Origin of the sequence: Kutzneria buriramensis (assembly GCF_003387475.1) — a bacterium.
In the GTDB taxonomy this organism is placed as follows: domain Bacteria; phylum Actinomycetota; class Actinomycetes; order Mycobacteriales; family Pseudonocardiaceae; genus Kutzneria; species Kutzneria buriramensis.
In genome coordinates, this window is record NZ_QUNO01000001.1 from 844,651 (window position 1) to 857,986 (window position 13,336).

Sequence of the window (13,336 nt, forward strand, 5' to 3'; positions counted from 1 at the left end):
ACAGATCCGAGCTACCGGGGAGAAGGCGTGCCCGACCTGTCTGCGATCGTCAAGGCCTACGACATCCGTGGGGTGGTCGGCGAGCAGCTCGACGCCGCCGTGACCCGGGAGCTGGGCGCCGCGTTCGCCAAGCTGGTGGGTGGCCCGTCCGTGGTCATCGGGTACGACATGCGGGACTCGTCGCCGGCGCTGTCGGCGGCCTTCGCCGAGGGCGTGACCAGCCAGGGCGTCGACGTCGTCTCCATCGGCCTGGCCAGCACCGACATGCTGTACTTCGCCTCCGGCAAGCTCCAGCTGCCCGGCGCGATGTTCACCGCCAGCCACAACCCCGCCAAGTACAACGGGATCAAGCTCTGCCGGGCCGGCGCGGCGCCGGTGGGCCAGGACAGCGGCCTGGCCGAGATCCGGGAGTGGGCGCAGCAGGGGGTGCCGGCCGTCGAGGGCCGTCACGGCAGCGTGAGCGAGCGGAACATGCTCGCCGACTACGCCGCCTACCTGCGCGAGCTCGTGGACCTCAGCGGCATCCGCCCGCTGAAGATCGCGGTCGACGCCGGCAACGGCATGGGCGGCTACACGGTGCCCGAGGTGTTCGCCGGGCTGCCGATCGAGGTCGTCCCGATGTACTTCGAGCTGGACGGCAACTTCCCGAACCACGAGGCCAACCCGCTGGACCCGGCCAACCTGGTCGACCTCCAGCGCAGGGTGGTCGAGGTGGGCGCGGACGCCGGCCTGGCCTTCGACGGCGACGCGGACCGCTGCTTCGTGGTCGACGCCGACGGCAACCCGGTCTCGCCGAGCGCGGTGACGGCCCTGGTCGCCACCCGCGAGCTGGCCAAGGACCCGGGCGGCACGATCATCCACAACCTGATCACCTCCCGCTGCGTGCCGGAGATCGTGGAGGAGCACGGCGGCAAGCCGGTGCGGACCCGCGTCGGGCACTCGTTCATCAAGCAGCGGATGGCCGAGACCGGCGCCATCTTCGGCGGCGAGCACTCGGCGCACTACTACTTCCGCGACTTCTGGCGGGCCGACACCGGCATGCTGGCCGCCATGCACGTGCTGGCCGCGCTGGGCGAGCAGGACGGGTCGCTGGCCGAGCTGACCGCCGAGTTCTGCCGCTACGAGGCGTCCGGCGAGATCAACTCGACCGTCGCCGACCAGGCCGCCAGCACCGCCGCCGTGCGGGCGGCGTTCGCCGACCGCGAGGGTGTGACCTTCGACGAGCTGGACGGCATGACCGTCGACCTCGGAGACGGCCGCTGGTTCAACCTGCGCGCCTCCAACACGGAGCCGCTGCTGCGGTTGAACGTGGAGGCACCCGACGCGGGCGCGGTCGCCGCGCTGCGCGACGAGGTGCTGGCCATCGTGCGGCGCTGAGACTTCTTCGCTAGGGAGGAACCCGATGGCCGTCCAGCTCGATCCGCAGCTGCTGGAGATCCTGCGCTGCCCGTCGCCCGACCACGCGCCGCTGCGCCCGGGCACCCCGGACGACGCCGACGCGGACATGCTGACCTGCACCGAGTGCGGGCGCGGCTACCCCGTCCAGGACGGCATCCCGGTGCTGCTGCTGGACGAGGCGGTGCCGCCGCCGGGCGGCCTGGCCGGGTGACCTGACGTGCTCGACGACACCCTGCTCGACGACCCGTCACGGCTGGCCGACACCGACAGCGGCGGGCTGCTGCGCGCCGCCGCGATGTCCGGCGCGCAGGTGCGCGCGGTCGCGGAGGCCGCCGAGGAGGCGGGCGTCGGGCGGCTCGCCGACGAGCGCCCGCGGGCCCTGGTGCTGGTGACCCGGCCGGGCATCGGCGTGGCCGCCGCGCAGCTGCTGGCCGCCCTTCTGACGCCGGCGTGCCCGGTGCCGGTGGTGCTGGCCGAGGCGGTGCCGAGCTGGATCGGGGCCCTGGACCTGGTCATCGCCCACACCGACGACCCCGGCGACGTGGTGCTGGCGGAGTCCCTGGACCGGGCGACCCGGCGCGGCGCGCGCGTGGTCGTGACGGCCCCGCCGGACGGGCCGGTGGCGGCCGCGGCCGCCGGGCGCGGCGTGCTGCTGCCGCCGCGCGTGCCGGTGCCGACCGGCTTCGGCTTCGCCCGCGCGCTGGCCGCCGGCCTGGTCGTGGTCGGGGCGCTCGGGCTGCTCCGCACGGACATCGCCGAGCTGGCCGACGAGTTGGACCGCGAGGCCGAGCGGGACCACCCGATGCACGAGTCGTTCGTGAACCCGGCCAAGAGCCTGGCGCTGCGCGTCGCCGACCGCACGCCGCTGCTGTGGGGCCTGGACCCGGCGGCCACCGCCGTGGCCTGGCACGCCGCGTTCGTGCTGGCCAGCCACGCCGGCCTGGTCAGCGACGTGGCCGGCTACCAGCAGGCCATCGGGCGCGCGGCCCTGCACCGCGCCGCCGTCCAGTCCAGCTCCGGCAGCGACCTGTTCGCCGATCCGGACGACGAGCAGCCCACCCAGCCCCGGGTGCTGCTGCTGGCCGTCGGCCGCAGCGACGCCGCCGAGGCGATGCGCCGCACGGCCGAGGCGACGATGGCCGGCGCCGACGTGATCCGGTTGGACGAGGTCTCCGGCGGCGATGCCACCTGCGCCGCGGTGCTTGCCCTGCGTTTCGAGCTGGCCGCCCTCTACCTGGGGCTCGCGGCCGGCACCATCGGCGGCCCCGGGTATTTCGCCCCGGCCGCCGTGTGAGGGAGTGACGACGAGTGGAGTTGCTGCACAACGCGGTGCGCCCCTACGCATGGGGCTCGCGCACCGCGATCGCTGAGCTGCTCGGCAAGCCCGTGCCGGCCCCGCACCCGGAGGCCGAGCTGTGGATGGGGGCGCACCCGGGCGGCCCGTCCCGCCTCGTCGACGCGGACGGCGACGAACGGTCCCTGCTCGACGTGCTCGCCGCCGACCCCGACGGCCAACTCGGCCCGGCGCTGGCCGAGCGCTGGGGCGGCCGGCTGCCGTTCCTGCTCAAGGTGCTGGCCGCCGATGAGCCGCTGAGCCTGCAGGCCCACCCGTCCGCGGCGCAGGCCGCCGAGGGCTTCGCCCGCGAGGAGGCCGCCGGCATCCCGCGGGACGCCAAGAACCGCAACTACCCGGATCCGACGGCCAAGCCCGAGCTGATCTGCGCGCTGACCGAGTTCCACGCCCTGGCCGGCTTCGCCGACCCGGAGCGGACCGTGCGGCTGTTGCGCGGCCTGGACACCCCCGGCCTGGACCACTACACCGAGCTGCTGGCCGGCCAGCCCGACGCGGACGGCCTGCGGGCGCTGTTCACCACCTGGATCACCCTGCCCCAGCAGGCCCTCCAGCAACTGCTGCCGCAACTGCTGGACTCGTGCGTGCGGCAGGTCAAGGAGCACGGCGAGTTCGACCTGGAGTGCCGGACGGTGCTGGAGCTGGGCGAGGCCTACCCCGGCGACGCCGGCGTGCTGGCCGCCGTGCTGCTGAACCGGATCGTGCTCCAGCCCGGCGAGGCGATCTACCTGCCCGCCGGCAACCCGCACGCGTACCTGCGCGGCACCGGCATCGAGATCCTCGCCAACTCCGACAACGTGCTGCGCTGCGGGCTCACCCCCAAGCACGTGGACGTGCCGGAGCTGCTGCGGGTGCTGGACTTCTCGTACGGGCGGATGCCGGTGCAGACCGGCGACGAGGTCGCCCCGCACGACTTCGTCTACCGGACGCCGGCGGCCGAGTTCGAGCTGTCCCGGCTGGAGTGGTCCTCGGACGCCACCCCGGTGCGGATCGACCACCCCGGGCCGCAGGTGCTGATCTGCATCGACGGGGCCGTCACGCTGCGCCGTGACGACGGCGTGGAGCTGCCGCTGGGCCGCGGCGAGTCGGCCTGGCTGGCCGCCGCCGACCCGGCCGTGGACGTCGTGCCGACCAGCCTGCCGGCCTCGGTGTTCCGGGCCACTGCCGGGGTCGGTTCGTCCACCAATTAGGGTTTTGTCCCATGTCAGCAGGGGGCGGTACCAAAGCCATTGTCGCCGCGCTGAGCGCCAACGCCGGCATCGCGGTCGCGAAGTTCGTGGGCTTCGCCGTGACGGGATCGTCGTCGATGCTCGCCGAGGGCGTGCACTCGGTCGCCGACACCGCCAACCAGGGGCTGCTGCTGCTCGGCAAGCGGACCTCGCAGCGCAAGGCGGACGCCGAGCACCCGTTCGGCTACGGCCGCGACCGGTACTTCTACTCGTTCGTCGTCGCCCTGCTGCTGTTCACGCTGGGGGCGCTGTTCGCCATGTACGAGGGCGTCCACAAGGTGGAGGCCCCGGAGCCCCTGGACGCGCCGATCGTGGCCGTGGTGATCCTCGGCCTGGCCGTGCTGTTGGAGGGCTACAGCTTCCGCACCGCGATGGCCGAGTCGCGGGAGCTGCGCGGCAGCGCCACCTGGTGGCAGTTCATCCGCCAGGCCAAGGTGCCCGAGCTGCCGATCGTGCTGCTGGAGGACACCGGGGCCCTGTTCGGCCTGGTGTTCGCGCTGCTGGGAGTCGTGCTGTCGCTGGTCACGGGCAATCCCGTGTGGGACGGCATCGCCACCATCGCCATCGGCGCGCTGCTCGGGCTGATCGCGGTCGTGCTGATCATCGAGATGAAGAGCCTGCTCATCGGCGAGGGCGCCGGCCCGGAGCTCTTGGCCACCATCGTGCGGGAGCTGGAGGGCGGCAACGTGGAGCGGGTGATCCACATCCGCACCCAGTACCTCGGGCCGGAGGAGATCCTGGTCGCCGCCAAGCTCGCCTTCGACGGCACCGACTCCGTCGCCGACGTCGCCCGGTCCATCGACGAGGCGGAGGTTCGGGTGCGATCCGCGGTACCGGCGGCCCGTCTCATCTACCTGGAACCCGATCTTGACAGGACTCCTCGGTAGGGTCGGAGCACCGACAACGGAGTCTGGGAGGGTGCATGGCGGGCAGCGGCCTATGGCGGACCAAGTCGATCGAGCAGTCGATCGCCGACACCGATGAGCCGGAGACCAAGCTCCGCAAGGACCTCACCGCGTGGGACCTGACGGTGTTCGGCGTCGCGGTGGTCATCGGCGCCGGCATCTTCACCGTGACGGCCAGCACCGCCGGCAACGTCGCCGGGCCGTCCGTGGTGATCTCGTTCGTCATCGCCGCCATCGCCTGCGGGCTGGCCGCCCTCTGCTACGCCGAGTTCGCCTCCACCGTGCCGGTCGCCGGCTCCGCGTACACGTTCTCGTACGCCACCTTCGGCGAGTTCGTCGCGTGGATCATCGGCTGGGACCTCGTGCTGGAGTTCGCGCTGGCCGCGGCCGTCGTCGCCAAGGGCTGGTCGGCGTACCTGTCGCAGGTGTTCGCCCTGTTCGGGCTGGACGTGCCGACCGTCGTCGCGCTGGGGTCGGTCGACTTCGACTGGGGCACCGTGCTGATCGTGCTCGTGCTGGGCACGCTGCTGGCCGTCGGCACCAAGCTGTCGTCGCGGTTCAGCCAGGTGATCACCGCGATCAAGGTGGCGGTGGTGCTGCTGGTGATCATCGTCGGCATCGGGTACATCAAGGCGTCGAACTACACCCCGTTCATCCCGCCGTCCCAGCCGTCGTCGTCCGGATCCCTGAACCAGTCGCTGTTCTCGCTGATCGCCGGCGGCAGCTCCAGCTCCTTCGGCGTGTTCGGCCTGCTGGCCGCCGCCTCGGTGCTGTTCTTCGCGTTCATCGGCTTCGACATCGTTGCCACCACGGCCGAGGAGACGCGCAATCCCCAGCGCAACGTGCCGCGAGGCATCCTCGGCTCGCTGGCCATCGTCACGGTGCTGTACGTGGCGGTGTCGCTGGTGGTGACCGGGATGGAGCCGTACACCAAGCTCGCCACCGGCGCCGACGGCGTGAAGAAGACGCTGGCGACCGCCTTCGCCGACAACGGTGTCCACTGGGCCGCGACGGTGATCGCCATCGGCGCGCTGGCCGGCCTCACCACCGTGGTCATGGTGCTGTTGCTCGGACAGACCCGGGTCCTGTTCGCGATGAGCCGTGACGGCCTCATCCCGCGCGGGCTGGCCAGGACCGGCCGCCACGGCACGCCCGTGCGCGCCACCGTGCTGGTCGTCGTCGCGGTGATCATCGCGGGCGGCTTCTTCCCCTCCGGCGACCTGGAGGAGATGGTCAACGTGGGGACGCTGTTCGCCTTCGTGCTGGTGTCGCTGGGCGTGATCGTGCTGCGCCGCACCCGGCCCGACCTCCAGCGCGGTTTCCGCACGCCGCTGGTGCCGCTCGTGCCGGTGCTGGCCGTGCTGGCCTGCCTCTGGCTGATGTTGAACCTGGCCGTCTTCACGTGGGTGCGGTTCGTCATCTGGATGGCCATCGGCGTGGTCGTCTACTTCGCGTACGGCGTGCGGAAGTCGACCCTCGCCGCCTCGGCGAGGGTCTGACGCCCGCGCGGGTCAGGCGATCTCGCGTAGCACGGGCCGCAGGGCCCAGCTGAACGCCGCGGTGTTGTCGATGAGCGCGGGGGAGGCCAGCACCTGGTTGAACCCGCGCCGCATCCAGAACTGTCCGCGGACCGGCAGCTCGGTGATGGTCAGGTGGAACGGCCGGACGGCCCGCTCCAGCTCGGTGCCGACGTCGCTGACGAGATCGGTGATCCACATCCGGGAGCTGTCCCGGTGCCGGCCGTGCCGCAGCTCGTGCCGGGTCAGCTGGGCGTCCCACTGCCGGATCGGCTCGATCAGCGCGCCGAGCGCCCGGCACACCGCCGGCCAGCGCGACATCCACCGGTCGTCGCCGATCGGCATGCCGTCCAGCACGCCGTCGAACCAGTGCAGCCACTCGGCCTCGACGGCGGCGCGGTCCACCCCCGGCGCGGGCAGCACCGGCACCCACGGGTCGGTCAGCGGGTAGGGGTCGTCCGGCACGCTCAGCGCGAGCACGTCCCGGAGGAAGAGGGCGGTGCGGACGTCCGGTCGGACCCCGATCTGCAACGTCCAGGTGGGTTGGCGTTCGGCGAGCATGGCGACCTCCCTCGAGCGGGGAAGGTGATCTTCCACACACAGAATGAGGCAGCGCCCGCGTTCACGCCAGTGCGCGGGCACAACGTAGCTTGTCTGTTATGAGCACGCTGCTGTGCCTGGACATCGGTTCGACCTGGACGAAGGGCGCCCTGGTCGCATCGGACGGCGCCCTTGTGGGGACGGCACAACATCCCACCACTCCGCCGGAAGTGCTTGATGGGATTGCATCGGTCACCACCCGGTTGGGCGCTCAAGGCGTCCCGGTGCTGGCGTGTTCGAGCGCCGGCGGCGGCCTGCGGCTCGCGGTCGTGGGCCAGGAACGGTTGGTGAGCGCGGAAGCCGGCTACCGGGTGGCGCTGTCGGCCGGCGCCAAGATCGTGCATGTGGTTGCGGGGCAACTGGACGGCGCGGCTATTCGTGAACTTCGTGCCACCGAACCGGATCTGGTGCTGCTGGCCGGCGGCACCGACGGTGGCGACCGGAGCGTGCTGCTGCACAACGCGAAGCGCATCGCGGCCAACCGGCTGCGGCCGCCGATCGTGTTGGCGGGCAACGCCGAGGCCCGGGCCGAGGCGGAGGCGCTGCTGCACTCGACCGGACGAACCGTGGTGGCGACCGACAACGTGCTGCCGGACGTGGGCGAGCTGGCCCCCGGGCCGGCGCGGGCGGCGATCCGGGAGCTGTTCCTGCGGCACGTGATCGGCGGTAAGGGACTGTCCAAAGGACACGCCTTCCGCAACCTGGTCCGCGCGGTGACGCCGGACGCCGTGCTCATCGGAGTCTCGCGGCTGGCGGCGATCTTGGCCAAGCGCGAGGCGGGCGCGGTGCTCGTGGTCGACGTGGGCGGCGCGACGACGGACGTCTACTCGGCGGTGTCCACTGTGGATGAAAATGCGATGGAGCGCACGGTGGCGCTGCCGGCCGATCGCCGCACGGTCGAGGGTGACCTCGGCATGCGCTGGTCCGCGCCGGGCATCATCGCCGAGGCGCACGTGGAACGCCTTGACCCGCCGGCGATCGAGGAGGCGCGGCACCGGGCGGCGAACGTCGACTGGATCCCGGACGACGAGCACGGCCGCGACACCGACGCCGCCCTGGCCGGACTCGCCGCGGTGCTGGCGGTCCGCCGGCACCTGCGGCTCGTCGACGGCCAGCTGGGGCCCAAGGGCGCCGGCCTGCTCGTGCTGTCCGGCGGCGTGTTCCGGCACGCCACCCCCGAACGCCTCCAGGCGATCGAGGACCGGCTGCGGGCGGATTCCGTGCTACGGCCGGTGTTGCGCAACGCCCACGTGGTCGTCGATCGACGTTACGTGCTGGCGCCGGCCGGCCTGCTGGCCGACGCCGGGCACACCGAGACCGCCGATGCGTTGCTGGACAACCACTTCAGTGCTTGAAGTTCCACAGCGTCAGCGGCGGCTCGGCGACGTCCAGGCCGGCTGCGGCCGCGATCGCGCGGTCCCATTCCGGGTCGGAGGTGTAGTCGTTGTGCCGGAGAATGCCCGGCCGCCAACGGCGTCCGGCGATCGGCCCGCGCTGCGGATCGGGCAGCCAGTGATCGCCGCCGAGCACCAGCGCCCCGGTGGCGCTGCGCTCGGCGGCCGGCAGCGCGCCCTCGAACCCGACACCCAGTAGCTGGCCGTCGAACGCCTGCCGATCCCACGTCGTGACGCCGCCGCCGATGGCGTCGGTGCCCCGGCAGACCGCGCGCCAGCGGCCGCCCATCGCCTTTGCCAGCTCCGCCAACGAATCGTGCGACACGATGGCCGGAAACGCCCGTGGATACGCCCATTGCAGCGGCGAGCCGGCGGTGACCAGACCCACGCGTTCCCGCTCGTGCGCCGGCAGTGTGTCCAGCAGCCGGGCCACGGCGATCGCGGCGAGCAAGCTGCCCTGGCTGTACCCGGCCAGCACCACGCGGGCACCCGGCTCGGCGAGGTGTTCCCGCGCGCGGGCGACCAGTTCGGGAATCGCCTTCAGCGCGTAGCAGGGCGGCACGAGCGGATGCGCCTCGCGCGGCCAGAACCCGGCGATGTCGTTGAGCAGACCCACTTGACGAGCGGCGTCGGGGGACTTCGTCGCGACGTACACCTGCCGCAGGGCCCCGAGGGCGAACGCCCCGAGCGCGGTGATCCCGATGCCCGGCAGGGGCTGCGCCCACCACGGCAGGTCGACGCCCCGCACCTGCATCAGGACGGACACCACCGCGCCGGCGGACAGCACGCCGGCGGTCGCGAGCACCGCGTGGTGGCCGTGGTTGCGCCGCAGCCGCGCCGCCCGCCACGCCTTCGCCGCCGGCTCGGCATCCTCCGGCTTGCCCTGATGCAGCAACGGGATCTCGACCGGCTTCTTCCCTCGCGGCAGCACGAACACCGCCGCGCCGATCAGCGCGACGACCACCGCCAGCACGGCGGCCACGCCCCAGAGCGTTGTCACGTAACGATATCCGGGCGGCAGCTGCAACGAGTCGTCCCCGAGCGCCTTCTGCACGGTGATCGCCACGCCCGCCCCGAACCCGCCGCCCAGCAGCGACGCGATGACCAGCACCGGCGCGGCCATCCAGCCGCCGGCCCAGGGCCGCAGCGACGCCGGCAGCTCCGACCAGCCGCCGCGCGCCAGCACGGCCGCCGGGATCAACACCAGCCCGAACGCGATGCACGTCAACCCGAGCACGGCGACGATCGACTCCACGGTTGGATCCGTGCCGGGCAGATGCAGACCGTTGCTGGGCATCGGGGTCAGCGCCGCCACCGCGGCCAGCTCCAGCAGCGTCAGCACGACCAGCGTCCGCCGGGCCCACGGCTTGAACCAGCGGCCCTCGGTCGGCGCGTCCAGCGCCAACGTGATGAGCACGCTCGCGCCGATCAGCACCCAGGCGACGATCCACGCCGTCGTCACCCGATCCGACGAAGGGCCGAACGGGCCGCCCACCGCGAGCAGCGCCGCGCAGGCCAGCCCCGCTGTGGCGTGCAGCACATGCAACGCCGGCGCGTCCGGGTCGGCGGCGATGCGCGTGCCCGGCAACAGGTCCCGACGCGGCGTCGGCTGCGTCCCGAGCACCTTCCAGTCGATGGCCGACAGCTTGTGCAGCACGGCCACGATCACCACCACCGGCGCCAGCCCGATCGGCGCCCGCCACGGCCTGAGCTGCGAGAACTGGTCCAGCCACTGCCCGGCGACCAGATCCAGGCTCACCACCGTCACCTGCGTCACCAGCAGCATCGTCAGCACCAGCGCCGCCAGCCGCACCAGGGATCGCAGTGTGCCGCCGAGCACCCGGCCCGTCGGCGGCAGCATCCAGTGCGTCATGTTGGCCAGCGAGAACGGCAGCAGCAGCGCCCATGCGGCTTTGGCCGCGCCACCGGAGGTCATGGCACTCCACAGGTATCCCTCGACCGTGCGCGGCACGGGACGACCACCCGCTTGGAGCACGGGTCCGGGCGCGGGTCTGCGCAGCCGGTCCGCCGGGCGCACGAGACGGCCCACGCCGTCACCCGCGACGTCCACGGCGACGACCGCGTCGACCAGTGATTCCGGTGTGGTCCCCATAACACCGTGCACCCGCAGTTCGATGACACGGGTGTCGGGTCCTGCTATCAGCACGGGGGCCATCCTGGGCCATCGACCGGCTCTTGACCCGCGTCTGAACCTCCGGCGTGGCGGACCGACTAGTGTGCATTGCCGACGACCAACTGGTTCTGGAGGATCCCACGATGACGGCGATCGCCCCGCCGAAGCTGCAAACCCGCAATGGTGTCGACTTCGCCGTCGCGGACATGTCGCTGGCCGAGTTCGGCCGCAAGGAGATCCGGCTCGCCGAGCACGAGATGCCCGGCCTGATGGCGCTGCGCCGGGAGTACTCGGAGGTGTACCCCCTCAAGGGCGCGCGCATCTCCGGCTCGCTGCACATGACCGTGCAGACCGCGGTGCTCATCGAGACGCTCGTCGCGCTCGGTGCCGAGGTGCGCTGGGCCTCGTGCAACATCTTCTCCACCCAGGACCACGCGGCCGCCGCGATCGTCGTCGGCCCGCACGGGACCGAGGAGGAGCCCAAGGGCGTGCCGGTGTTCGCCTGGAAGGGCGAGACCCTGCCCGAGTACTGGTGGTGCACCGAGCAGATGCTGACCTGGCCGGACGGCCAGGGCCCGAACATGCTGCTCGACGACGGCGGCGACGCCACGCTGCTGGTGCACAAGGGCACCCAGTACGAGGCGGCCGGCGTGGTGCCGCAGGCGGAGGAGGACGACTCCGAGGAGTGGAAGGTCGTCCTCGACGTCCTGCGCAACAGCCTGGACAACGAGACCGAGAAGTGGACGAAGATCGGTCAGGGCATCCGCGGCGTCACCGAGGAGACCACCACCGGCGTGCTGCGGCTGACCCAGATGGCCGCCGCCGGCGAGCTGCTGTTCCCGGCGATCAACGTCAACGACTCGGTGACCAAGTCGAAGTTCGACAACAAGTACGGCATCCGGCACTCGCTGATCGACGGCATCAACCGCGGCACCGACGTGCTCATCGGCGGCAAGGTCGCGGTCGTCTGCGGCTACGGCGACGTGGGCAAGGGCGCGGCCGAGTCGCTGGCCGGCCAGGGCGCGCGGGTGATCGTCACCGAGATCGACCCGATCTGCGCGCTGCAGGCGGCGATGGACGGCTACCAGGTGGCCAAGCTGGAGACGGTGCTGCCGATCGCGGACATCGTGATCACCACCACCGGCAACAAGGACGTGGTGATGGCCCACCACATGTCCGACATGAAGCACCTGGCGATCCTGGGCAACATCGGGCACTTCGACAACGAGCTCGACATGGCCGGCCTGGCCAAGGTCCCGGGCATCCGCAAGATCAACATCAAGCCGCAGGTCGACGAGTGGGTGTTCCCCAACGGCAAGTCGATCATCGTGCTGTCCGAGGGCCGGCTGCTCAACCTGGGCAACGCCACCGGCCACCCCAGCTTCGTGATGTCCAACTCCTTCTCGAACCAGACGATCGCCCAGGTCGAGCTGTTCACGAAGTACAAGGAGTACGACAACGAGGTCTACGTGCTTCCCAAGCACCTCGACGAGAAGGTGGCCAAGATCCACCTGGAGGCGCTCGGCGGCGAGCTGACCAAGCTCACCAAGGAGCAGGCCGAGTACATCGGCGTGGACGTGGAAGGGCCGTTCAAGCCCAACGCCTACAGGTACTGAGTTTTTGCCGCGCGTTCCGCGCGGTGCGGGTTCGCCTTTAAGCCGGTGCCTTCCCTTGGCTCAGCTCGATCGATGGAAAGACTCGATCGAGCTGAGCCCGCGGTCCAGGCACCGGCGCGAACCCGCGTAGGTTGCCGGCGGCGAGCTGTGGTCAGCTGCCGCCGGCGGCCGAGCCCCAGTGCACGGTGATGCCGGCGCGGTCGCAGTCGACCGGCTCGAAGTAGGCGCTGACCACGCCGTCCAGCCCGTAGCTGAGCTCCTCGTGCTGGATGTCGTCGCCGTGCTGCTCCCGAAAGCACCGCGCCGGCAGCACGCCCCGGTGGAACCGCAGCTGGAGCAGGTAGTTGCCGGCCACGGACGGGAAGCGCCGCAGGTGGCCGCCGGTCTGCCCGACGGCGGTGTCGATCACCGTGTAGCTGAACACCAGCGTCTCGCCGGGCAGCAGCCGCCGGTCGAAGAGCAGCTCGAAGGCGACGGAGCCGTCGGGGCCGCGCTTGCGCATGCGGCCGGCGCGGCAGCCCTCGCCGGTGTGCACGGCGGAGTGCTCGACGTGCCCCTGCTCGTCGGCGGGGTGCAGCGCCAGGTACCGGTCGGCGCCCTCGGCCCGGCCACGCACGACGAGCCGGCTCAGCACCGACCGCCGCGTCCGGGCGGCGTTGATCGTGACGACCTCGTGCAGCGCCAGCACGTCCAGGTGCGGGTTGCGTAAGTCGGCCTCGAACTCCTCGGCGGCCAGGCTGGTCGACCGCCCCGAGTGCTCGCCCATCGGCTCGATCAGCCCGAGCAGCGAGTTGGACGGCAGGTCCAGCACCTGCTCCAGGGCCAGCACGGCCTCGGTGGCGCGCGGCATCTCGGGCCGGCGCAGCCCGCGCTGCCAGTAGCTGAGGGTGGACTGCCCGATATGTGTGCCGGCCTCGTCCAGTGCCGCGCGCAGCCGCGCCAGGGGCAGGCCCCGGTGGGTGATCGCCTGGTGCAGAGCCTGATGGAATGGCCCATCACGCAGCGCAGTGGCTAGTGTGGGCGGCAGTCCGCCAGTCGGGTGCACTTTGTCACTCGCGGCGTCGAGGCTGTCCCCGGCCAACGCGGCACCACCCATCTCCCGGCCTGCCGTGTCTGAAGTGGACGCTAGATTAGTCACTCGTTTTGGTGATTGATAGTTGCCCCTCCGGGTGACCTCCCCGGTGTGCCTCTT

Annotated in this window: 11 protein-coding genes; 8 read left to right on the top strand and 3 right to left on the bottom strand. The window is 71.8% G+C overall.

The features are described 5' to 3' along the window. The first annotated feature begins 27 nt into the window (after positions 1-27). From BCF44_RS04080 to BCF44_RS04105, 6 genes are read left to right on the top strand one after another with little or no spacing between them, the layout of a single operon-like run. The gene (locus BCF44_RS04080) at positions 28-1,377 is read left to right on the top strand and encodes a phosphomannomutase/phosphoglucomutase (protein ID WP_116172651.1); all 1,350 of its coding nucleotides are present in this window, start codon (positions 28-30) and stop codon (positions 1,375-1,377) included. Positions 1,378-1,402: 25 nt separating this feature from the next. After that, complete coding sequence (locus BCF44_RS04085; RefSeq protein ID WP_116172652.1) at positions 1,403-1,609, top strand: Trm112 family protein; 207 nt, start codon at positions 1,403-1,405, stop codon at positions 1,607-1,609. A gap of 6 nt (positions 1,610-1,615) precedes the next feature. Then, positions 1,616-2,692 (top strand): SIS domain-containing protein, encoded by a 1,077-nt coding sequence (locus BCF44_RS04090; RefSeq protein ID WP_116172653.1) that lies wholly within the window; start codon positions 1,616-1,618, stop codon positions 2,690-2,692. A gap of 14 nt (positions 2,693-2,706) precedes the next feature. Beyond that, positions 2,707-3,939: a mannose-6-phosphate isomerase, class I gene (gene manA, locus BCF44_RS04095; RefSeq protein WP_116172654.1), complete on the top strand. Its 1,233-nt coding sequence runs from the start codon at positions 2,707-2,709 to the stop codon at positions 3,937-3,939. Between the two features lie 11 nt (positions 3,940-3,950). Next, complete coding sequence (locus BCF44_RS04100) at positions 3,951-4,865, top strand: cation diffusion facilitator family transporter (protein WP_116172655.1); 915 nt, start codon at positions 3,951-3,953, stop codon at positions 4,863-4,865. Positions 4,866-4,900: 35 nt separating this feature from the next. After that, the gene (locus tag BCF44_RS04105; RefSeq protein WP_116172656.1) at positions 4,901-6,382 is read left to right on the top strand and encodes an amino acid permease; all 1,482 of its coding nucleotides are present in this window, start codon (positions 4,901-4,903) and stop codon (positions 6,380-6,382) included. 12 nt (positions 6,383-6,394) lie between these two features. On the opposite strand, the gene BCF44_RS04110 is transcribed toward BCF44_RS04105, so the two are convergent. Continuing rightward, positions 6,395-6,961 (bottom strand): hypothetical protein, encoded by a 567-nt coding sequence (locus tag BCF44_RS04110; RefSeq protein WP_116172657.1) that lies wholly within the window; start codon positions 6,959-6,961, stop codon positions 6,395-6,397. A 98-nt stretch (positions 6,962-7,059) separates the two neighbouring features. On the opposite strand from BCF44_RS04110, the gene BCF44_RS04115 reads away from it, so the two are divergent. Further along, entirely contained in the window at positions 7,060-8,355 is a 1,296-nt protein-coding gene (locus BCF44_RS04115; protein ID WP_116172658.1) for a glutamate mutase L, read from the top strand. On the opposite strand, the gene BCF44_RS04120 is transcribed toward BCF44_RS04115, so the two are convergent. Beyond that, positions 8,345-10,561: a hypothetical protein gene (locus BCF44_RS04120; protein ID WP_116172898.1), complete on the bottom strand. Its 2,217-nt coding sequence runs from the start codon at positions 10,559-10,561 to the stop codon at positions 8,345-8,347. The two genes, BCF44_RS04115 and BCF44_RS04120, sit on opposite strands and share 11 nt — an antisense overlap. A 110-nt stretch (positions 10,562-10,671) precedes the next feature. Between BCF44_RS04120 and ahcY the strand changes: the two genes are divergently transcribed. Beyond that, positions 10,672-12,144: an adenosylhomocysteinase gene (gene ahcY / locus BCF44_RS04125; protein ID WP_116172899.1), complete on the top strand. Its 1,473-nt coding sequence runs from the start codon at positions 10,672-10,674 to the stop codon at positions 12,142-12,144. Positions 12,145-12,295: 151 nt separating this feature from the next. On the opposite strand, the gene BCF44_RS04130 is transcribed toward ahcY, so the two are convergent. Further along, the gene (locus BCF44_RS04130) at positions 12,296-13,225 is read right to left on the bottom strand and encodes a hypothetical protein (protein ID WP_211352872.1); all 930 of its coding nucleotides are present in this window, start codon (positions 13,223-13,225) and stop codon (positions 12,296-12,298) included. Between the last annotated feature and the right edge of the window lie 111 nt (positions 13,226-13,336).

What these genes read in the sequence shown, in the direction of transcription:
- ahcY (WP_116172899.1), top strand. Translation starts at nt 10,672, where the DNA reads ATGACGGCGATCGCCCCGCCGAAGCTGCAAACCCGCAATGGTGTCGAC.
- BCF44_RS04115 (WP_116172658.1), top strand. Translation starts at nt 7,060, where the DNA reads ATGAGCACGCTGCTGTGCCTGGACATCGGTTCGACCTGGACGAAGGGC.
- BCF44_RS04085 (WP_116172652.1), top strand. Translation starts at nt 1,403, where the DNA reads ATGGCCGTCCAGCTCGATCCGCAGCTGCTGGAGATCCTGCGCTGCCCG.
- BCF44_RS04100 (WP_116172655.1), top strand. Translation starts at nt 3,951, where the DNA reads ATGTCAGCAGGGGGCGGTACCAAAGCCATTGTCGCCGCGCTGAGCGCC.
- BCF44_RS04110 (WP_116172657.1), bottom strand. Translation starts at nt 6,961, where the DNA reads ATGCTCGCCGAACGCCAACCCACCTGGACGTTGCAGATCGGGGTCCGA.
- BCF44_RS04105 (WP_116172656.1), top strand. Translation starts at nt 4,901, where the DNA reads ATGGCGGGCAGCGGCCTATGGCGGACCAAGTCGATCGAGCAGTCGATC.